15 protein-coding genes are annotated in these 20,435 nt (G+C 59.0%); 9 read left to right on the forward strand and 6 right to left on the reverse strand.

Annotation, left to right across the window (positions count from 1 at the left end):
• Positions 1-127: 127 nt before the first annotated feature.
• Positions 128-733 carry a class I SAM-dependent methyltransferase gene (locus QZ329_RS06440; protein ID WP_295749856.1) on the forward strand — a complete coding sequence of 202 codons (606 nt, stop codon included), beginning with the start codon at positions 128-130 and terminating at the stop codon, positions 731-733.
• A 242-nt stretch (positions 734-975) separates the two neighbouring features.
• Here the strand turns inward: QZ329_RS06440 and QZ329_RS06445 are convergent, their stop codons facing one another.
• The 3 genes from QZ329_RS06445 to QZ329_RS06455 are packed head-to-tail and all read right to left on the reverse strand — an operon-like array spanning position 976 to position 1,951.
• Entirely contained in the window at positions 976-1,383 is a 408-nt protein-coding gene (locus QZ329_RS06445; RefSeq protein ID WP_295749859.1) for a hypothetical protein, read from the reverse strand.
• A 2-nt stretch (positions 1,384-1,385) separates the two neighbouring features.
• Entirely contained in the window at positions 1,386-1,664 is a 279-nt protein-coding gene (locus QZ329_RS06450) for an MBL fold metallo-hydrolase (RefSeq protein ID WP_295749862.1), read from the reverse strand.
• Positions 1,655-1,951, reverse strand: a complete 297-nt coding sequence (locus tag QZ329_RS06455) for a cytidine deaminase (RefSeq protein WP_365351557.1) — start codon at positions 1,949-1,951, stop codon at positions 1,655-1,657. The genes QZ329_RS06450 and QZ329_RS06455 overlap by 10 nt, the downstream gene beginning before the upstream one ends.
• A 606-nt stretch (positions 1,952-2,557) precedes the next feature.
• Here QZ329_RS06455 and mgtE point away from each other — a divergent pair.
• Positions 2,558-3,976 (forward strand): magnesium transporter, encoded by a 1,419-nt coding sequence (gene mgtE / locus QZ329_RS06460; RefSeq protein WP_295749864.1) that lies wholly within the window; start codon positions 2,558-2,560, stop codon positions 3,974-3,976.
• 267 nt (positions 3,977-4,243) lie between these two features.
• Here the strand turns inward: mgtE and QZ329_RS06465 are convergent, their stop codons facing one another.
• Positions 4,244-5,617: a triacylglycerol lipase gene (locus QZ329_RS06465; RefSeq protein WP_295749875.1), complete on the reverse strand. Its 1,374-nt coding sequence runs from the start codon at positions 5,615-5,617 to the stop codon at positions 4,244-4,246.
• Between the two features lie 184 nt (positions 5,618-5,801).
• Between QZ329_RS06465 and QZ329_RS06470 the strand changes: the two genes are divergently transcribed.
• The 5 genes from QZ329_RS06470 (at position 5,802) to QZ329_RS06490 (ending at position 15,157) form a co-directional block, all read left to right on the forward strand.
• On the forward strand, positions 5,802-7,568 hold the full coding sequence (locus QZ329_RS06470) for an Hsp70 family protein (protein WP_295749876.1): 1,767 nt from the start codon (positions 5,802-5,804) through the stop codon (positions 7,566-7,568).
• 3 nt (positions 7,569-7,571) lie between these two features.
• Positions 7,572-10,865 carry a hypothetical protein gene (locus tag QZ329_RS06475; RefSeq protein WP_295749880.1) on the forward strand — a complete coding sequence of 1,098 codons (3,294 nt, stop codon included), beginning with the start codon at positions 7,572-7,574 and terminating at the stop codon, positions 10,863-10,865.
• 14 nt (positions 10,866-10,879) lie between these two features.
• Positions 10,880-11,065: a hypothetical protein gene (locus QZ329_RS06480; protein ID WP_295749891.1), complete on the forward strand. Its 186-nt coding sequence runs from the start codon at positions 10,880-10,882 to the stop codon at positions 11,063-11,065.
• Positions 11,066-11,404: 339 nt separating this feature from the next.
• Positions 11,405-13,837 (forward strand): response regulator, encoded by a 2,433-nt coding sequence (locus QZ329_RS06485; RefSeq protein ID WP_365351561.1) that lies wholly within the window; start codon positions 11,405-11,407, stop codon positions 13,835-13,837.
• A gap of 3 nt (positions 13,838-13,840) precedes the next feature.
• Positions 13,841-15,157 (forward strand): extracellular solute-binding protein, encoded by a 1,317-nt coding sequence (locus QZ329_RS06490; RefSeq protein WP_295749915.1) that lies wholly within the window; start codon positions 13,841-13,843, stop codon positions 15,155-15,157.
• A 54-nt stretch (positions 15,158-15,211) separates the two neighbouring features.
• Here QZ329_RS06490 and QZ329_RS06495 read toward each other — a convergent pair whose 3' ends face one another.
• A complete protein-coding gene (locus QZ329_RS06495) occupies positions 15,212-16,474 on the reverse strand; it encodes a cation:proton antiporter (RefSeq protein ID WP_295749943.1) in 1,263 nt (420 codons plus the stop codon).
• Between the two features lie 205 nt (positions 16,475-16,679).
• Entirely contained in the window at positions 16,680-17,723 is a 1,044-nt protein-coding gene (locus QZ329_RS06500) for an aldose epimerase family protein (RefSeq protein WP_295749952.1), read from the reverse strand.
• Positions 17,724-17,871: 148 nt separating this feature from the next.
• Between QZ329_RS06500 and QZ329_RS06505 the strand changes: the two genes are divergently transcribed.
• Positions 17,872-18,993: a D-alanyl-D-alanine carboxypeptidase family protein gene (locus QZ329_RS06505; RefSeq protein ID WP_295749953.1), complete on the forward strand. Its 1,122-nt coding sequence runs from the start codon at positions 17,872-17,874 to the stop codon at positions 18,991-18,993.
• Between the two features lie 108 nt (positions 18,994-19,101).
• A complete protein-coding gene (locus QZ329_RS06510; RefSeq protein ID WP_295749955.1) occupies positions 19,102-20,274 on the forward strand; it encodes a hypothetical protein in 1,173 nt (390 codons plus the stop codon).
• The last annotated feature ends 161 nt before the right edge of the window (positions 20,275-20,435 follow it).

Here is a 20,435-nt window from a genome sequence, read left to right on the forward strand (position 1 = left end):
GGAACCGTGTAAATAGTCCCAATTTGACTTTGTATGTTCATAAACTGCCATGAATAATTATTTATGGCAGTTTATGAACATACAGTTTGATTTTCAAAAGCGGTAAATTGAGATTTGGGGAAACGACATGAATAAGAAAGCAGAAGAATCAAGAATTGCGTACAATAAAATAGCATTTGAGTATGATACGTCAAGAGAAGGACAATATACCAGATTTCATATTAACGAATTATCTGATATGATAGATTTGAGCGAAGGCGATGTCGTTCTTGACGTTGCATGTGGAAATGGAACTCTATTGAGGGAATTATCGAAAAAAGCCAAAATACAAGCAACTGGAATAGATGTATCAGAGAACATGATTCATGCCGCAAAACAGCGTTATCCTAATATGAATTTTGAGGTAAAGCCTTGCTATCCACTTGAATGGAAAGATGAAAGTATTGATATCATAACGATATGTTGTGCATTTCATCATTTTGATAATCCGCAAGGATTTGTAAATGAATGTAAAAGAGTTTTAAAGAGAACTGGTACAGTGTATGTAGCTGACCCTAACTTTGGAGGAGTACTTAGATTTTTTGCAAATAAATTTTGGATACCCTTTTCAAAAAGTGGCGACGTGAGGATATACAGTAAAAAAGAGTTAGAGATTATTTTTTATAATTCTGGATTTAAGGCAGTACAGGTTTATAGAAGGGGTAAAGGGCTGTTTCTTAAAGCTAAAAAATAGCAACCGATTCCGATTTGTAGGGGAGAACAGGCGAAGATGGTGCGATAGCCATAGGCGCTGATTTTTTGGCCAGCATGGAGTAGAGGGTCCAGGTCAACGCGGCCAGCGGCGCCGGCATGTCCCCGGCGGGGTTCAGCTCCAGCCGCTTTCAATATGGACATGGGGGAGAATATGAACCATCAAAACGTCAAAATGAAGATTTTCCATTGCTGCGATCCCCCCGGGGACCTGGATATTCTAAACTATTTAATGCTGTCTAAATACACAAGCAGCTCACGCTTTTTCATAGGCTCACAATGGCTTAATACACAGTATTCGCAGTCTAGGGAAGAGATCATTTGAATTAACTGGTTTAATTTCGCGCGGTCCATATAGCCGCCATGGAAAAAGTCCTCGCTTGCGGCGTCACCTAAAAATAAAACGTTTTCCTCCGGTATATGAACGCAGGTTGTATCTTCCGAATGCGGCGAAATGTTATGGAATATACGGGCTGTTGCATTCCCCAAATTCAATGTTATTTCATCCACATATTCAATATCTGACACGACAATGTGCAATTCCGTTTGTCCGGCATATTCTTTTGCAAAATGAAGATCGTCTTTTTTCAGAAGATCCAGGTAGCTTGGGTCCTGCGCTTTTTCCTGCTGCACCCTCAAAAAATGGTTGTTTTTCGGTGTGCGATACAGACGCCTTTGATAGCGTGCATCCCAAATGTGTGGTCATAATGCCAGTGTGTAATGACTGTAAAATGGGGCTCCCGCAGGCTGTTGGCCTCCAATGCTCCATAAAAGTCTTTTACATGGGATGCGGAATATCCCGCGTCAATCGCTAGGGAAAACGCATCGCCCTGCACATAAGCCAGCATGGGCCTGTCAAACTCTGGTTCATGCGGTAAAAAATAAATACGATCTGTCAGCTTTTCTAATCCCATGTTCGGTCCCACCTTTCCGGCAGCAGGTCTTTAAGCGTAACTTCCTTTTCATGGCCCACAGCGACGACTGTATGTTCATTATAAACATCTAATTGTGACATCAATTCTCTGCATTTTCCACAGGGCGGCAAAATGCTTCCGTCTTCGTATACGGCCACAATCCTTTCGATTTTGGTTTCGCTATTTTTAAGCATTTCCGCAATAGCCGCTTGTTCCACGCAGAACCCAATTGAACATGGCACATCAATGCAAATGCCGGTAAATATTGCCCCGCCAACAGTTTCCAATGCACAGCCTACATGGCCGGCTTCCCCGTTTTTCTTTAACTTTATAGGGTTTACCGTCCGCAGGGCGATGTTATATCAGTTTTTCATAATTCCTTCTTTAATACTGAGTTTCCATTCGTATTGCAGCATAGGACCTGATTATGGTTCCGTATCTTTTCTAAAAATTGCCGGAGCTTCACCACGGCAGCGCTTTTCCGAAAAGGGAACCAGCAGATTTGGAGTTGATTCTTTTTCCGGATTATGATATACTAAAAGCGGTAAATCAAGGCACCATGCAAACCATTTGGAACTTGAAATGAGGTGAATCTATGGACAGCGGCAGTAGTAGTCGAAATATGGGCAAGGTGTCTTCCTGCCGTCAGAATGCGTCCGGCTGTTTGCGGGATTGGATCTGACTGCTACTTGCTGTACGGATATTTGAAGCACCATTGTCCATTTTGAAAGCCATGCTGCATTGCGAAAGGCGATCCGGAGCAACCTGGCCCACAAATGACAGTGGTATTTTTATGCCCTTTTTGGCCTGCAAATCGCTGCTCTGCTTCCGCCTTTGCCGCAAAAACCCACAGCGGCCGCCAACCGCTCCATGTGCAAGGGAGGTATTGGACAATGAATGAGAAGCTGAATTTTGCAGCCGAGAACCTGACGGCTGCCCAACACCCGGACTACAAAGCGGAAATCGCCCAAATCCTTCGCGGAACGCTCACTCCGCAGCCGATGAAGGAGCGCATTCACGCTTACCATGAAAATGACATCGCGGCGGCCATGGAGCTGCTGAGCCGGGAGGAGCGAGGCCGGCTTTACGGCATATTGGACACCGGAGAGCTGGCCAGCGTTCTGGAGTACTCCGGGCATTTGGATGAATACGTCAAGGAACTCACCCTCCGCAGGCAGGTGGACGTTCTCTCTCAGCTGGAAGCCTCCACTGCGGCGGAATACCTGCACCAGCTGGAAAAGGCCCAGCGCAATATGCTGATCGAATGGATGGACAAGGAGGTGCGGGAGGAAATTCTGCTTCTCAGCTCCTTTGACGAAGACGAGATCGGCAGCAAGATGTCTACGAATTATATCTCCATCTGCGCCGGGAGCAGCGTACGCCAGGCCATGCGCACACTGATCGATCAGGCGGAGGAACATGACAATATCTCGACAATTTATGTCGTGAGTGAAGATGGAATTCTGGTGGGCGCGATCGACCTCAAACACCTGATTATTGCCCGGGAGCATACGGGGATCGACACGATTACTATGACGTCGTATCCCTATGTATATGTCAATGAGCAGATTGACGAATGCGTGGAGCGCATCAAAGATTACTCCGAGGACTCCATTCCCGTTCTGGACACGGAGAATAAGCTTTGCGGGGTTTTGACATCCCAGGAGATCACGCAGCTGATAGACGACGCCCTGGGCGATGATTATGCAAAGCTGGCCGGCCTGTCCGCGGAGGAGGATTTGCAGGAGCCTCTCAGGAAAAGCATCGGCAAACGGCTGCCGTGGCTGGTCGTTCTGCTTGGCTTGGGCTTGGTGGTGTCCAGCGTGGTGGGGCTGTTTGAAAGCGTAGTGGCCCATTTGGCCATCATCGTCAGTTTTCAGTCCCTGATTCTGGACATGTCCGGAAACGCGGGAACGCAGTCTCTGGCGGTCACCATCCGCGTATTGATGGATGAGCAGGTCAGCGGAAAACAGAAGCTGCTTCTCATTCGAAAAGAGGCTCGGGTCGGAGTGGTCAACGGTTTGATACTCGGCGTCCTGTCCGCCCTATTGGTGGGGGCCTATTTGACCCTTTTCAAGGGACAGCCTGTTCTGCTGGCAGTTTCCGTATCGCTCTGCACAGGGCTTGCGCTCTTGCTGTCCGTCGTTCTTTCCGGCTTGTCCGGGACGGTAATTCCGATTCTTTTCAAGCGGCTGAACGTGGACCCCGCCGTTGCTTCCGGTCCTCTCATCACCACAATCAATGATTTAATTGCCGTGGTCACATTCTATGGACTGGTATGGATGCTTTTGATTAACATCCTGCATTTCTAACAGAGCAAGCCGCGCAGGCGGCGGCTCTCCTGCCCGTCCGGATGGGCCCATTTGCGGATGAGCGCCAGCGGCACACAGGCCGCGAGAAAATACCCCGCGGAGCGGAAAACGACGGTCCTCCGCCGGATTCGCGGCGCATGGCCGGAAAACGGGGAGGACATCAGCGGGGCGATGGGAGGCGGCGTCCAGCCTGCCGGTAAAAATGCAGGACGGATTTGAAGCCTGCCTCCCTGGTCCGGCCTGCGGAACCGTCCGTTTGCCTGTAGCTCAATATCCCCGGCGCTTCAAATCCGCAACCAGCTTCACATAGAACTCCCGCACATCAAAGCCCCGAATGTTCTCCCGGTTCAAATCCACCACGTCGCCGTGGGAGATACCCCGCTTGCCCTCCGGTTCCAGGAGGGTGAACGTCTCGCCCCACTTGGCGGATTCCACCGACACCAGCCCGTCGTTGAGGCCGTCGAAGTGCTTCACAATGGGGTAGGTCATATTCAGCGGGAACTTGCCGTGCTGGGCCTTCTTGCAGTAGGACATGACGCTCTCGTACACCACGCCGGGGGCGTCGGGGGTCACGTTGTTCCGGGCCAGACACGCGCTCTCCATCAGATCGGTCACCGCCGCCAAAAAGTCCGGATTAGGGTCGCCCACCCGCTTCATGGCGGCGTTGTAGGCCGCCGCGATCTTCTGCCGGGCAGCCTCCGGCACTTTGCCCAGCAGGTACTCGGCAAAGATACAGCCCCGGTGAGGGGTGTTGATGGTGGTCAGGGTCGCCACATAAGGGGCCATCCCGCAGTGGGCAATGGCGGCCCGGCTGTCCAGCCCGCCCTTGGAGTGGGCGATGATGTTCACCTTGCCGCAGCCGGTCTCCTCCACGATCTGCCGGATACGCGCCGCCAGCTCCTTCCCGCTGTCCTCCACCGCCGCCGCGGACTGCTGCTGTCCGTAGTAAACGGTGGCTCCATTGCGGATCAGCTCCTTGGGGATGCGGCCCCAGTAGTTGAGGTAGCGAAAGTCCCGGAAAAACACGCCGTGAACCATCAGGATGGGATAGGTTGTCTTGCAGACCTCGCTCTCTGCCCGGACTTCATCCAGCTCCCACTTCTGGGTCTCAAACTCCACTTCGTCCCCGCAGATGCGGATGATTTTTGCCAGGTACCAGAGATTCACCAGGGGAATCCACCCGCACAGCGCCGCCAGAATCCGGTGCTTTATCCCTAACTGCACCGAGGTGAGGTAGACCCGGATCATGCCGTTCCAAAAGAGGATGCACAAGGGAAGAGCCAGCATAACAAGAAGCGCGCCGGCCAGTAACGGCATCCTTCCGCTTCCTGTGACAGGAATCACAAAGGAAGTGACCGCCCACAAGAAAACAATCTGAATACCCAGCGAGCACAAAAAATCTGCCAGGAACAGCCGCAGCAGTTCCGTCCCCTCTGCCAGCCGCTGGATGCGCTTGGTGGGAGCGGTCTTTGGCAAAGGGTGGACGTTGATTATAAAAAACGCCGCCAACAGCGGCAGCCAACACCAAAAAGTAAAGGGGACCGCTATGCCGCTTACGAAGCAAATCAGTACAAAGAGGGGGATGTAATTCAGCATCGCCGCCATCAGCAGCGTATGGAGGATCCGCCTGGCATATTTCACAAAACCGCCTCCCGCTCAGCAGCGCCTGCCGGCGCTTTCCTGCGTTTATAGTAGACTCTCCGGCTGGGTTTGTCAAGTTGGGGGCTGGCATCTCTTTTCAAGAAAGCATGGTCAAGCAGATTGAATTGGGCCGGAGACGATGCTATAATCAAACAAATAGACATGAAAAAAAGGGGGAGGAACGATGGCAATCATTGGCATTGATTTAGGTACTACCAACTCTCTGGCCTGCGTCTACCGCAGCGGCAGGGCGGAGCGGATACCCAACGAGCTGGGGGAGTACAAGACCAGCAGCGCCGTCAGCGTTTTGGAAGACGGAACGGTCCTGGTGGGCGCGGCGGCGAAGGAGCGGCTGGTGACCCATCCGGAGGCCACTGCCGCCTCCTTCAAAATCTGGATGGGCACGGAGAAGACGCTGACCCTGGCCGAACGGAAGTTCAAGCCGGAAGAGCTGTCCGCCCTGGTCCTCCGCCAGCTGCTGGAGGACGCGAAGCGGTATCTTGGAGAGCCGGTGGAGGAGGCCGTCATCAGCGTCCCGGCCTATTTCAACGACGACCAGCGCTGCGCCACGAAGCTGGCCGCCCAACTGGCGGGGCTGAATGTAAAGCGCCTCATCAACGAGCCCTCCGCCGCCGCGCTCTACCACCGTTACAGCGCCCAGACCGGCGACTGCCAGATGATGATTGTGGACTTTGGCGGCGGAACTTTGGACGTGAGCATCGTGGAGTGCTTTGAGAATATCATCGAGATCACCGCCATTGCCGGGGACAACCGCCTGGGCGGGGACGACATCGACCGGGCCATCGCGGCGCACTTCTGTCAGGAGAATGGCTTGACGGAGGAACATCTGGCTCCCGCTCTCCGGGCGTCCCTCTACCGCCAGGCGGAGACGGCGAAGATCGCCCTCTCCAGCGCCCCGGCGGCCTCCATCTCCCTCCAGCAGGGGGAGAAGCGGTACGGCCTTGTCCTGACCAATGAGCTTTTGCGCCAGCTCTGCGGGCCGGTGTTCCAGAAGGTCCGGGGGGTCATCACCCGGGCCATGAAGGACCGCAGCCGGGGCGGCAGGCTCAACGACGTGATTCTGGTGGGCGGTTCTGCCCAACTGATGGTGTTTGTTGATTTTCTGGAGGAACTCTTTGGCCGGAGACCCCATGTGGCTGTGTCGCCGGACGAAATCGTAGCCCTGGGCGTGGGGCTATGCGCGGGCATCAAGGAGCGGGCGGAGGATTTGCAGGACCTGGTGATGACGGACGTGTGCCCCTTCTCTCTGGGAGTCTCCACCTACAGCCGCCGGGACGACCGGACGCCCCACATGGCGGTCCTGATTCCAAGAAGCAGCATGCTCCCCGCCAGCCACCAGGAGCAGTTTTATACCCTCAACGACAACCAGACGGGACTGCGGTTTGAAATCTACCAGGGAGAGGGGTACTTCGCCTCGGAGAATCTGAAGCTGGGAGAGGTGGAGGTTCAGGTGCCGCCCGGCCCGGCGGGAGAGCAGTCCGCCCTGGTGACGTTTACCTATGACATTGACGGCATCCTCCATGTCAGCGCCCAGAGCAGCGGCGGGGACTTCCGGGAGCGGATGATTCTGAATCCCAACCTGCACCTGACGGAGGAGGGAAAAGCCCAGGCCATGGAGCGCATCCGTCAAATCCAGCTGGCGGCTCAGGGAGACCAAAGGGACCAGCTTCTGCTGGAGCGGGCTCTGCGAATCTACACCCAGACCATCGGGCAGCGGCGGGAGATGGCCGCGGGACTGATTGGCTATTGGAAGAACCTGATGGACTGCGGCGACCGGATTCAGCGGCGGCGGGATTATGACCGGATAAAGGAACGGCTGGATATGCTGGAGGCCGCCGTGGAGGAGGACCCTCTGGAGAGCGGAATCTGGTTCGGAGAACCGGAGGAAGAGGAGTTCGGCCAGGAGTTTGAAGAGGATTCGGAGGAGTGAGGGATGGATACCATTTGGACGGCCCTGGGGATTGCGCCCACAGAGGATGTGGCCGCCATCAAGCGCGCCTATGCGGAACGGGCCAAGATCTGCCACCCCGAGGAGGACCCGGAGGGTTTCCTCCGGCTGCGGCGGGCCTATCAGGCGGCCTTGGACTGCGCCGGGGGGAAGCGGGAGGAGCCGGCCTTTTCTCCGGAGAAGATCGTGAAACGAGATGGGACTCCGTCCCCAAAGGATGGAGAGGAAGCCCCGGAGGACGGGGAAGACGCTCCGGCGGAGGACCAGGGCTGGGACCTGCAAGAGCGGGAGGACGAGGGCCCCAACCCCTATGAGGGCGGCGAGGCCATTACGAAGTTTCTGGACCTCTATACCGGGAAACAACGGAAAAACCCGGCCATGTGGATGGATTACGTTACCTCCGGCGCCTTTCTGGACGCCGCCTGGGACCCCCGGTTCACGTCGCTGCTTTTGCGGAAGGTCCGGAAACTCCAGCCGGACTTCCAGCCCAATAAAGAGTGCCTGACCTGGCTGAACGTGGCGTATCAATTCTCCGGCGGAGAGGGGCAGACCTTTGAGGGGCTGAAGGACATCCTCCAGATTGCCGCCCTGGGACCCGTACCCAAGAAGCCCAAGGGCAACGAGTTCGCCATTTTACAAAGCTTTCTGGATTACCGGCACCTGACCCGTCTCGCCGGCGCGGGGCGCTGGAACCAGGAGGCCATAGAGGCTTTCCGGCAGGTGCTGAACCGTTATTCCCCCGCCTATATCCGAGAGCGCTGCGAACAGCGGGTGACGCCGGACTGCGAGCGCCACCCCGCCGGACTCCGGGTGTTCATCCACTTTTTGCAAAGGGAGGACCTGCCGGAGGAGGTCTACCGGTCCGCGTGGCGGAGGCTGGACCTGAAAAGCGCCGTCATGGGCCGGGCGAAAGTCCTCTATGGTCCCATCCGGGAGCTGGCTATCCGGCGGGTGCCGGGAATCAACGGGGAGACCCCGGTGAACTTCCTCCAGCTGAACCGGAATCTGGAGGCGTTCTTGAAGCGCATCAAGGCTGACCCGGCGTCGGAACCGGCAGAGTCCCAGGCCCTGTTTGAAAGCCCGGAGATGCAAAGAGCCCTGCCGGTGCCCCGGTTCCTGGAGGAGCAGCTTTTAACCGCCTCCCCCTGGCGGCGGGAGGGCATGGGGGAAACGCTGGTCCGCCGGATGCTGGAGTACTATCGGGAGCATGCGGACATCCCCCGGGCACAGGAAGTAATCTCCGGGCTGGAGGGAGACCTCCGGTTCTGCGAGGCGAAACGCTGGAGCCGGGAGGACAGCCGCGCGGACCCGGAGGGCATCCCCTATTATGAGTGGGTGCGGCTGTGTTACCGGCCCTTTTTCCGCTGGTGGCTCAACACCGCCTTTTATACTGCCCGGGACCCGGAGACCGGGACGCCCTTGCTCAAATACTTGGAGAAGTACCTGCCCTACCAGGAGGGCTGGAGCCGCCGTTTTACCGAGCGGGCGGACGGAACGCCCCGGATTCTGGCGGCGGCCATGGGGCTGGTGGAGATTGCCTGCTATCCTATGCACCTGGAGTACCAGGTGAACGGAAAGCCGGTATACCGTCCCTGCCTTACCTGGGAGCAGACGGCCCAGGAGAGCGGGGACTGGTTTGCTCTTCTTCTGCCCATCACGGCGGCGGCTTATGGAGACTTTGACATGGTGAGCCGGGAGATTTTCCGCCGTCTGGACTATCTGCCTGTGCCGGAGAGCGACCGGGCTCTGATCGCCCGGTGTCTTGCGGGCCATGTGTGCCGACTGCCTCTGAACCGGGAGACCGGAGAGGCGGTCCCGCCGGAGGAGGCATTTCCTCTGGAGCTGTCCATGGAGGGCGGAGGGAGGCTCTACACCGCCGGGTGGTCCGAAGGGGAGCCGGTGACCATTTACCGGCAGACCTTCTCCGGGCGGAGAATCCAGGAGCATCTGCTTCCGGACCCCGACGGGACCTGGAGGGCGGCGTCCGGCCCTGCGGAGAGAGCTAGCCATTCTCCCCAGATTCGTTTTACTGCGGACGGCGGCCTGGAGGCGGCCCGGCAGCGGCTGGTGGAGCTGACGGACCCCCGGTTTTTCGATCTCTCCCGCCTGCGGGAACTGCCATGGCGCATCTACTACACACCTGCCGGGGGAGCGGAGGAGAGCCTGACCCATATGGACCTCCTGAGACCCGACCCGAAGCCGGACGCCGCGGCGCTGCTGGAGAAGTGGGCGGAGATGGAGGAGATTCCGCCGGAGATGGAGGAGGCGCTGGCCAAGGTGCGGCGGGTCCTGGAGGAGAAGGAGCCGCCGGAGGCAGAACCCATTCCACAAGAGGCCCTGGTGACCGGAGAGGCCCTTTCCGCCCTGCTGTACCGTTTCTCCCAAGGCGAGTTGGACCGCTTGGAGATGGAGTGGTCCCAGGGCCGTCTGGTACTCCGCCGGGACGGGGACCAATACGCCTGCCTCTACTTCGAAAACAGCTTTGGCCGGGGGGAGAACTGGTACGCCCTGCTGGCCGACGCCGAGGCGTACCGGACCGTGGATTGCGGCGACATCGTATATGTGCCCTTCGGCATGGGAAAGCTGGCGGAGTATTCCGTCTTCCACAGCGCCCGGGACCTTCTTCGGGACATAGACCTGGTCCTGGGCCAGATGGGCTGGGGGCAGCTGGAGAGCGGCGGTCCGGGCGGCTGGCTTTGGAGCTGCGATGTGAGCCGCCACGATGCCAAACACAAGGTCCTCATAGCGCAGCAGAAGCTGGGGGGCGTTCCGCAGAAGCGGGGCCGGAACTACTATCTGAGTAAGTTTGTCCTCAGCCGCGCCGCCTCGGAGCTGGAGACGGTGGACCTCCATGGCGGGCGGACCGCAGCGGCGCTGAAAGGCGGGACCTACGGCCTTGTGGCGGACGGATTGGTCCACTTCATGATGGGAAAGCTGGAGCGGATACGAATCAGCTGGACCTTCCCGGCGGCGGAGGGCGGAACAGAGCTGCGGCATCTGATTCTCCTGCGGGACCAGGGAAGCTACATGCTGTTCTGGCTCCAGGACGGGGACCGGCGGGCTCTGGCCTACGCTTCGGACGAGCCCCGATGGTTTCTGGGCCGTGCCCTTCCCGCGTGTCTGGTCCATGAGGACCCCAAGCGGCTGCGGAACGGTTTGGACCTGTTGCTGGACGACATTGACAACACGGAGCCGGTTCTGCGCCAGCCCGGACAGTTTTCGGAGCTGCGGACACCCTATGAGGAGCTGAGGTCGGCGCTGGTACATGAACTGGACTGAGGAGGCAAGGCGGAATGGATGGAATTTGGACCACACTGGGTCTGGAACCCGCCCGGGACGTTTCCGCCATCAAGCGGGCCCACGCCGGGAGGACCAAGACCTGCCGCCCGGAGGGCTTTGCGGCTGCGGAGCGCCTATTTATAATATCGGTCCAGGATGATCAGTTCCGGAATCGAATCGTCATCCAAGTATATCAATGAGAACATAACATTTTCGATATCGCAGTCAGAGGAGCGGAATTGTCCGGGAAAACCGCCGTTTTTCTATCACGATATCACATTTTGCCCGTTGGCACAAGCCGGATTTCTGTGTCCGCAGCTGCCGCCGTATTGACACAAAAAGGAAGAAACTGATATAATATCATAAGTATGCGCATATGCGCACCAGGCGAGTATGGCGAGCGCGCGAAAAGAGGAACGGAAATGAGGATACAGAAGAACATAAAAAACAGAGGGATTTCTCTGTTTCTTTCCATCATACTGGTTTTTTGTGTCTTGGGAGCGGTGGTTTTTTCCGTTGCACAGGAAATCTCGCGGGAGATGTCCGCCTCCGCCATTCAAAATGTAAGCGAGAGTCTGGGCCTGATTAAAAGCACCATTGAGGCAATTTTGCGTAATGAGGCGGAGTTTCAGCAAATCGCCGCCCGGGAGGCCGGAGCGATGGAGGACCCGGAGGAATACGTCCGTTCCTATGAAAAGAATCAGATGATGGTGAAGCTGTCCTTCACCTTTCTGGGGGAGGAGAGCGGCGTCTCCAATACGGGAGAGGCGTTTTCCGCCGGGGAGCTGGATTTTTCCGCCGGCGGGACGATCAGCGGTCTGCCGGTTTCCAAGTCCTATCTGAACTATATGGGAACCTGGGCGTATTCCATGAAATGCCCCGTCGAAAAAAACGGAGAGGAAATCGGAACGCTGTATGCGGAGTATACCTATGATTTCCTGGACCAGTCGCTTCCGGACGGATTTTACAACAAGCAGGCGGCGCTTTATATTATGGACGCCAAGAGCCAGCGCTTTGTGCTCAAGCCGAAGGGAATGGGAATGCGGAGCGCGGGGCACCTGAATCTGGAGGATTTCTACCGGGCCAACAGCATTGAGGACCAGGAGCTTCGAGCGGAAGTGGAGGACTGTCTGAAGGACGGAAAGAGCATCCTGTTTTATCACAATATACGGGACGTCCATGCGCTGAATTACATGTGGCCGGTGAACGGCGGAACGCTCTATCTGGTCGGCTATGTTCCGGTGGAGGCCATTCAGCAGGAGGGAAGGACCGTCAATCACAATATCTTCCTGGTTGTGGCGGTGATGCTGGCGGCCTTCTCCCTGTGCTGCGTGCTGTATTACTTTAACCAGAGGCAGCAGAACAAAATCCGCATGGAGCGGGAGGCGGAGCGGGAACTCCACAGCAGGCAGCTGGCGGAGGCCCTGCGGGCCGCGCAGATCGCCAACAACTCCAAAACCACCTTCCTCTCCAACATGTCCCACGATATCCGCACGCCGATAAACGCGGTTCTGGGCTTCACGACGCTGCTGTCCATGGACGCGGACAATCCGGCCAAGGTGCGGGACTACACCAAGAAAATCATGGCGTCCGGCCAGCATCTGCTCAGCCTGATCAACGACATTCTGGACGTCTCCAAGATTGAGAGCGGCAAGGTTGTGCTGACGTATGAGAGCTTTACGCTGAACGATGTGGTGTCCTCGGTGGAGGCGATCATCCAGCCCATGGCCAAGGCGCGGCAGCAGAGCCTTCATGTGGAGGTGACGGGAGTCAAGCATGAGCATCTGGTGGGGGACGAGACACGGCTGAATCAGATTCTGCTGAACCTCCTCTCCAACGCCGTGAAGTACACACAGGAGGGCGGCGTCATCTGGTTCCGCATTCTGGGGCTGAAGCAGCGTTCCAGCCAGTACGAGCATATCCGCATCGAGGTGGAGGACAACGGGTACGGAATGACGCCGGAGTATCTGGAGACGATTTTCGACGCCTTCAGCCGGGCGGAAAACAGCACAACCAATAAAGTCCAAGGCACGGGACTGGGCATGGCGATCACCAAGAGCATTGTGGAACTGATGGGCGGGACCATTGAGGTGTTCAGCGAGGTGAACAAGGGCAGCTTGTTCCAGGTGGAGCTGGAATTCCGTATCCCGGAGGGACAGTCGGACCGGCAGCTCTGGGAGGAGCAGGGCATCCGCCATATTTTGACGGTGAACAGCAACGGGAAAGCCCGGGAGACCATACAGACGCTGCTGAACGATACTGGAGTGCAGACGGACGCCGTCTCCTGCGTCGAAGAGGCGCTGAATCTGCTCCAGGAGGACGCGCAGCGCTGGCAGCTGCTGATTTTGGCGTGGGAGCCGCCGGAAGTGGGTATTCAGGCGGCGGAGCGTCTCCGTCAGGCCCTGCCGGAGACGGCGCTGTTGCTGATCCTTGCGGATTACGACGCGGAGGGAACGGAGGAAGCGCTCCGGCTGAGCCGTACGGGAGTCCTGGTAAAGCCCTTTTTTGTCTCCGCGCTTCAGGAGAAGGTTCTGGAGATGCAAAAGGGAACGCCGGCGGACGGCGCGGAACAGAACAGCCTGGAGGGCATGCACTTTCTCGCCGCCGAGGACAATGAGATCAACGCCGAGATTCTGGCGGAGCTGCTGGAGATAGAGGGGGCTGGCTGTGAGATCGTGGAAAACGGCCAGTTGGCGGTGGAGCGCTATGAGCGGGCCGCCGAAGGCGAGTTTGACGCGATTTTAATGGACGTCCAGATGCCGATGATGAACGGATACAGCGCGGCCAGGGCCATTCGGGCTTTGGAGAAGAGCAGGGGAGGACGGATTCCCATCATCGCCATGACGGCCAACGCCTTCGCGGAGGATGAGAAGGCGGCGTTGGACGCGGGCATGGATGCGCATGTGCCCAAACCGCTGGATGTGGAACTTTTGAAGCAGGTTATCCGACAGCATACAAGAGAAGGGGAATAGGGTATGAGAAGGGACAGAAAGAGCGTCTCTTTGAGACTGGCGGCGGTTTTGCTGGCGGCGGCGCTTCTGCCGGCGCTGGCGGCCTGCGGCGTCGGGGAGCTCGATGAAAACCTGATTGTTTCCGAGGAGAGGGAGGAGCGGAATGTAAACCTCTTCAGTCCCATGGAAAAGACCGAACCGGACGCGGAAAGCACGGCGAGAAACGCGCTGGACACGACGGTTGCCATGGCGGAGGAAAAACTGGGGATCACCGTGGCGTACAAGACCTATACGGCGGAGGACTGTCAGGATAAGACCTATGACGACGTGTCCCTGGACAGGGTGCGGAACAATGTGGACGACATGTATCTGCTGAATCCGGATACCATTTTGACCCTGGGCGGCGAAGGGGCGCTGATGGACCTGTCCGGGCTGGACTGCGTGAAGAATCTCCGGGAGATCATCAAGACGGCGAATATGGTCGACGGCAGGCTGGTGGCAATTCCCCAGGAGGTGGTGGCCTATGGTCTGTTTATCAACCAGGACCTGTTCGACCGCTTCCAGCTCTCTCTGCCGGAGACGCCGGAGGAGTTTTTGAACTGCTGCCGCGTGTTTCAGGAAAACGGATATGAGACCCCGGTGGGCGCCAACCGCTGGTGGCTGGAGACCTTTGTTCTGGCGCAGGCCTACGCGGATTTGTATAACGGTGGGAATACGGAGGCGGAGATTGCAGCGCTGAACCGCGGCGAGCGGAAGTACAGCGATTATATGCGTCCCGGTTTTGCGTTTCTTCAGGAGCTGATAGACCGCGGCTATATTGACGCGGAAAAGGCCCTGGTCAGCGAGGCGATCGAGGGGGAAGGCGCGGATTTCCTGGCCCAGAAGACGCCCATCGTCATGGCCTATTGGGGGGCGGCCAACACGGATACCGCCTATGGAGACACGGATTTTCAGCTCCAGGTCATCGGATTTCCCAGCAGATGGGGACAGATGCCGGTGATGCCCATGACGGGCTTTGCGATTGGCTCCGGCGCGGAACACGCGGAGGACGCAAAGCGCACCCTGGACGCCATGCTCTCCGACGAGGCGCTTCAGGCCTATGCGGAGATCAACCGGGTGATCTCTCCGTCCAAGAATGTGGAGGTGGAGTGCGTGCCGGCCCTGAAGCCCTTGAACGACCGGATTCAGGAGGGGGTCTATGTCCTGGGCTCCAATGCGGGAATGAAGGTGGAGCAGTGGGGAAATACCTGTTTGATTGTGCGGCAGCTGCTGGAGGGTGCGACAGTGGAGGAGTGCATGGCGGAATTTGACAGACTCCAGGAGGAGGCCCTGAACGGATAAGAACACCCCCGCCCCGGCTGGCCGGGCGGGGGTGTTTCATCTTCTCGGTACGCCTCAGATATTTTTCTTTCGGGCGGAGGTCTGTCCCTCCGGATTGATTTCTCCGGCGGCCAGAAGGGCGCGTTTGGTCAGCGTCGGACCCACCAGCTCATAGATCAGGACCGAGAACAGGACCACGCTCCGCACCATGGCGCCGTCGGCCAGATTCTGTGCGGTAATGGCCATGCCCAGAGCCACGCCGGCCTGAGGGAGCAGGGTGATGCCCAGGTGCTTCTGGATTTTCTTGTCGCAGCCGGTCAGGGCGCAGCTGCCATAGGTTCCCAGATATTTGCCGGCCGACCGGACGAGAATGTAGACCGCGCCAATCAGCAGCACGGAGGGATTCCGCAGCACGGACAGGTCCAGCTCCGCGCCGGAGAGAACGAAGAACAGCACGAACAGCGGCGCGGTCCAGCTGTCCACACGGGACATCAGCTCCTCGGAGAAATCGCAGATGTTGCAGAACAGGGTGCCCGTCATCATGCACACCAGCAACAGGGAAAAGCCGCAGTGGATGCCGCCGATCTCGAACTCCTTCATGGAAAGGCCCGCCGTCAGCAGGACGAAGCCGATGGAGATGGACAGGCGCTTGCTGCGGGAGTGGAAAAACTGTTCCACCCAATAGAGAGCCAGGCCCGCTGCCAGACCCAGAGCCAGGGAGAACACGATCTCCACCACCGGCTCCACCAATACGGTGACCACGCTGACCGCGCCGCTCTCCAGGGCGACGGCCACGCCGAAGGAGGCGGAGAAGAGCACCAGCCCCACCGCATCGTCAATGGCCACCACCATCAAAAGGAGCTTTGTCATGGGGCCGTCAGCCTTGTACTGCCGGACCACCATCAGCGTGGCGGCGGGGGCGGTGGCGGCGGCAATAGAGCCCAGGGTGATGGCGGAGGAGATCGAGATGATCTCCGGACGGACAAGGTGCAGCAGAATCAGGGCCAGATCCACCAGCGCCGTGGCGGTCACGGCCTGCAAAATGCCCACCACAATGGCCTGGCGGCCCATGGTTTTCAGCTGGCTTACCCGAAACTCGTTGCCGATGGTGAAGGCAATAAAGCCCAGGGCCACCTGGGAGAGAATGTTCAGCTGCTCCACCGCCTCCATGGAGGAAAAGCCCAAGCCGCTGATATGCAGCGCGCCTATGCAGAAGGGGCCCAGCAGCAGTCCCGCAATCAGGTAGGCCGTGACGGCGGGCAGCTGGACCCGCTTGGCCAGCCGGGACAGCAAAAGCCCCCCGATCAGGGCGGCGGAGAGACAGATCAGAATTTCCATAATGCGATACCTCTATTATTATATATGATGTTGTAAGATAGCACCACCGCCGGTAATAGTCAAGAAACAGAGACGACAAAAATCAGGGGAAGAACCCCTGATTTTTGGCAATGTGTCAAAAAAATATGGACAGCCTTGTTAAAAATGCCGTCTTGCAGCCTCTCCGGCCGCTAAGTCTCCATTAAACTTGCCGGAAGACGTCCTCTCAACCGGCAGAAAAGCGGAAGACCGCCTTGTGGGAGAAAACCTCCCCGGCCCGAAGAACGCAGGAGGGGAATGCTTCGCGGTTGGGGGAGTCGGGGAAGAACTGGGTCTCCAGGCAGAAGCCCCAGCGGTTTGCGTAGGGAGCGCCGCCCTTCCCGGCCGGGGAGCCCTGGAGATAATTCCCGGTGTAAAACTGAACGCCGGGAAGGGTGGAGAGAACCTCCATGGAGATGCCGGTGACGGCGGAGGCGGCCCGGGCAATGGGGCGGAGCGTTCCTGCCTGGCCGTTGGGAATCCAGTTGTGGTCATAGCCCCCCGCCTGGCGAAGCTGGGAAAAATCCTCGCCGATGTGGGCGCCGATGGTGGTGGGAACGCGGAGGTCCATAGGGGTGCCCGCCACCGGGGCAATTTCCCCGGTGGGAATGGACAGGGGGTCCGAGGGAGTGTAATGGTCCGCCAGCAGCTGGATGGTCTGATCCAGAACAGGGCCGCTGTCGTGGCCGGAGAGATTGAAATAGGCGTGATTGGTCAGGTTGCAGACGGTGTCCTGGTCGCTTTGGGCCTGGTATGCGATGGTCAGCCCCTCCTCCGTCAGGGTGTAGGTAACGCGGACCGTCAGATTTCCGGGATAGCCCTCCTCACCGTCGGGGCTGGACAGGGAGAGGGTCAGGGAATGGTCCCCGGCGGCCTCCGCCGTCCAGACGCGCTTGTTGAAGCCCACCAGACCGCCGTGGAGGTGGTTCACGCCGTTGTTGTTGGCGGCCAGGTGATAGGTCTTGCCGTTCAGGGTGAACTTCGCCCCGCCGATGCGGTTGGCGAAGCGGCCCACCAGGGCTCCCATGGATTTGCCATGGGTTCGATAGGGCTCCAGCGTGTCAAAGCCCAGAAGCACGTCCACGGGTTTTCCCGTCCGGTCCGGGACCTGAAGGGACTGGAGAGAGCCGCCGAAGGTGATGACGCCGCAGCGGAGGTCTCCGGCAGTCAGGGTGTAGCGTTCCACGGGGGTTCCGTCGGGCATGACGCCAAAGGGGATGGGAGACGACATAAGGATTCCCTCTTTCTTATAATTGGATAGGACCAGCATAGCACAGTTTCCCCCTCCGGTCAAAGACTTTCGCGCCGGGGACAACGCATGAATGTCCCTCTGGCCTCATAGGCTAAAGAGACAAGCGACAAGCAGAAGGGGGATCATTATGAAAAAGGGAATCGCGCTGCTGGGGGCCGTGCTGCTGCTGGCCACCGGCGTCCGGGCTGTGGAGGTGTCCGCGCCCTCGGCGCTGCTGATGGAGAAGGAGACGGGAACCGTTCTCTTTGCCAAGGATGAGCACGCCGTGCTGGAGCCCGCCAGCGTTACCAAGGTCATGACGCTGCTTTTGACCATGGAGGCCGTGGACAGCGGCCAGCTGAGCTATGATACCATGATTACCGCCTCCGCCCACGCCTGTTCCATGGGCGGGTCCCAAATCTGGCTGAAGGAGAACGAGCAGCTCAGCGTCAGCGACATGATGAAGGCGGTCTGCGTGGTCTCCGCCAACGACTGCGCCGTAGCCCTGGCGGAGGCCGTGGCGGGCAGCGAGGACGCCTTTGTGGAGCGGATGAACGCCCGGGCGGCGGAGCTTGGCATGCAGGACACGGTTTTTAAAAACGCCACCGGCCTTCCTGCGGCAGGGCATGTTACCTCCGCCCACGACATCGCCCTTATGAGCCGGGAGCTGATTTTGCACCATTCCGACATCCGGCAGTACACCACCATCTGGATGGACACGCTGCGGGGCGGAGAGTCTCAGCTGGTGAACACCAACCGTCTGGTCCGCTTCTACGAGGGGGCCACGGGCCTTAAGACCGGCTCCACCGACAGCGCGCGCTACTGTCTCTCCGCCACGGCGGAGCGGGAGGGCATGGAGCTCATCGCTGTCATCATGAAGGGAGCCACCTCTGCCCAGCGCTTTGAGGACGCGCAGACCCTCCTGAATTACGGCTTCGCCTCCTACGCGCTGCGGAAGATCGTCCCGGAACAGGCCCTTCCGCCCATTCCGGTGGAGCTGGGGGCCCAGGCCACCGTCCAGCCGGTGCTGGGAGAGGGGAGCACGCTGCTGCTGGAGAAGGCCAAGGCCGGGAACCTGATCCAGTCCGTGACGCTGGAGGGATCGGTCCCCGCCCCTGTGGCCCTGGGGGATCGGCTGGGGACCCTCACCGTCTCCTCCGGCCAGGAGATGGTGGCGGAGATTCCGCTGCTGGCGGGGGAGGAGGTTCCCCGGGTCACCTACGGGCAGATGCTGCTGCGTCTGCTGCGGACGGCGTGCCTGAGCGGCTGAGCCCTTCGATGCCCTGCGACAGGTTTCTCCTCCTGGCCGTGCTATACTCCAGCCTGACGGACTCCCGTCAGGCTGGAGCGTTTTGCTGCCGGAGAAAGGATGATACATATGATGGTGGAGCTGTTTGAGATCAAGCGCTTTTTGCCCCTGCCCTATGAGGAGGCCATGGCCCCCCGGCTGAAGCGGGCGCAGGACAAGCTGTGGAGCGGCGGCGGCCGTCCGGACTGGGTCCGTCTGCCGGAGGAGCGGATGGCGCCGCTCCGTCTCCGTGCTTTGGCGGAGAGTGTTCGGGCCCAGGGGCGGACGCTGGTGTTGGTGGACGGCGGCGGCCTGCGGGAGGGAATCCGGGGGGCGGCGGCCTTCGCCGGCGTGCCGGCGGACCGGGAGGGAGCCCGCGTCCGGCTGCTCAGCGGCCTGCCCGGGCCGGAGGAGCTGCGGGATGCGGTGGAGCTGGCGGCCAATGGAAGCGTGGCGCTCTGCGCTGCCGGAGGGCGGGAGTCCCCGGCCTTCCGCCTGCTTCGGCAGACGCTGGAGGAGCGGTATGGGGAGGAGGCGGAACGGTACGTCCTCACAGCCGGGGACCTGGGGGCGGAGCCGGGGGAAAACAGCGGCTTCGGCCTTCTCACGGCTGCCGGACTGCTGCCGATGGAGGCGCTGGGGGTAGACGCGGCAGCAGTCCTGCGGGGGGCGGCGGAGATGCGGCGGCGGTGCCGGGCCTCCTCCTTCGAAAATCCGGCCTGGCGGTACGCTGCCGTCCGCCGTCAGCTGTGCCGCTCCGGCTTTGCCGTGGAGCTGCTGTGCTGCTGGGACTCCGCTCTTGGCCCTCTGTTGGAGTGGGCGGCCCAGCTCTTCGCCGCCGCCGAGGGAAAGGAGGGCCGGGTCCTCTTTCCCGTCGCAGTGGATTACAGCCGCTCCTTCCACACGTTGGGGCAGTGTGTTCAGGACGGCCCCAGGCTCTTTCTGGAGACCGTGGTGCGTTTGGACGAAGAATCGGAAGACGGTCTGGCCGGCCTTCGGGAGGCGGTGATGGACGGAACCATGAGGGCCCATACAGAGCGGGGAGTGCCCAATCTCATGCTCCGCCCCGGAGCCAGGACGGCGGAGACCCTGGGGAGCCTGCTGTACTTTTTCCAATACGCAGGGGGCCTGTCCGCCTGCCTGCTGGACGCGGACCCTCTCTCCTGTCCGGGGGTGGAGGCGTGCCGGGCGCGGATTCGCTCTCTTTTGCCGCCGGAAGTTCCGGAGACCAAACGGAGGATGGCGGCGGCTGGGATTCTGTAAACAATTATCAAATTTGGTTTTTTGCATTGTTTTTTTTGGCGGAGTATGGTATCCTGAAAACAAGGCCAAGGCAATTTAAAATGACAGGAGTGTTTTACTATGGTTAGATTGATTATGGGCATGAAGGGTTCCGGCAAAACCAAGCAGCTCATCGAATTGAT

Source organism: uncultured Oscillibacter sp., from assembly GCF_910579365.1.
Lineage (GTDB): Bacteria > Bacillota > Clostridia > Oscillospirales > Oscillospiraceae > Oscillibacter.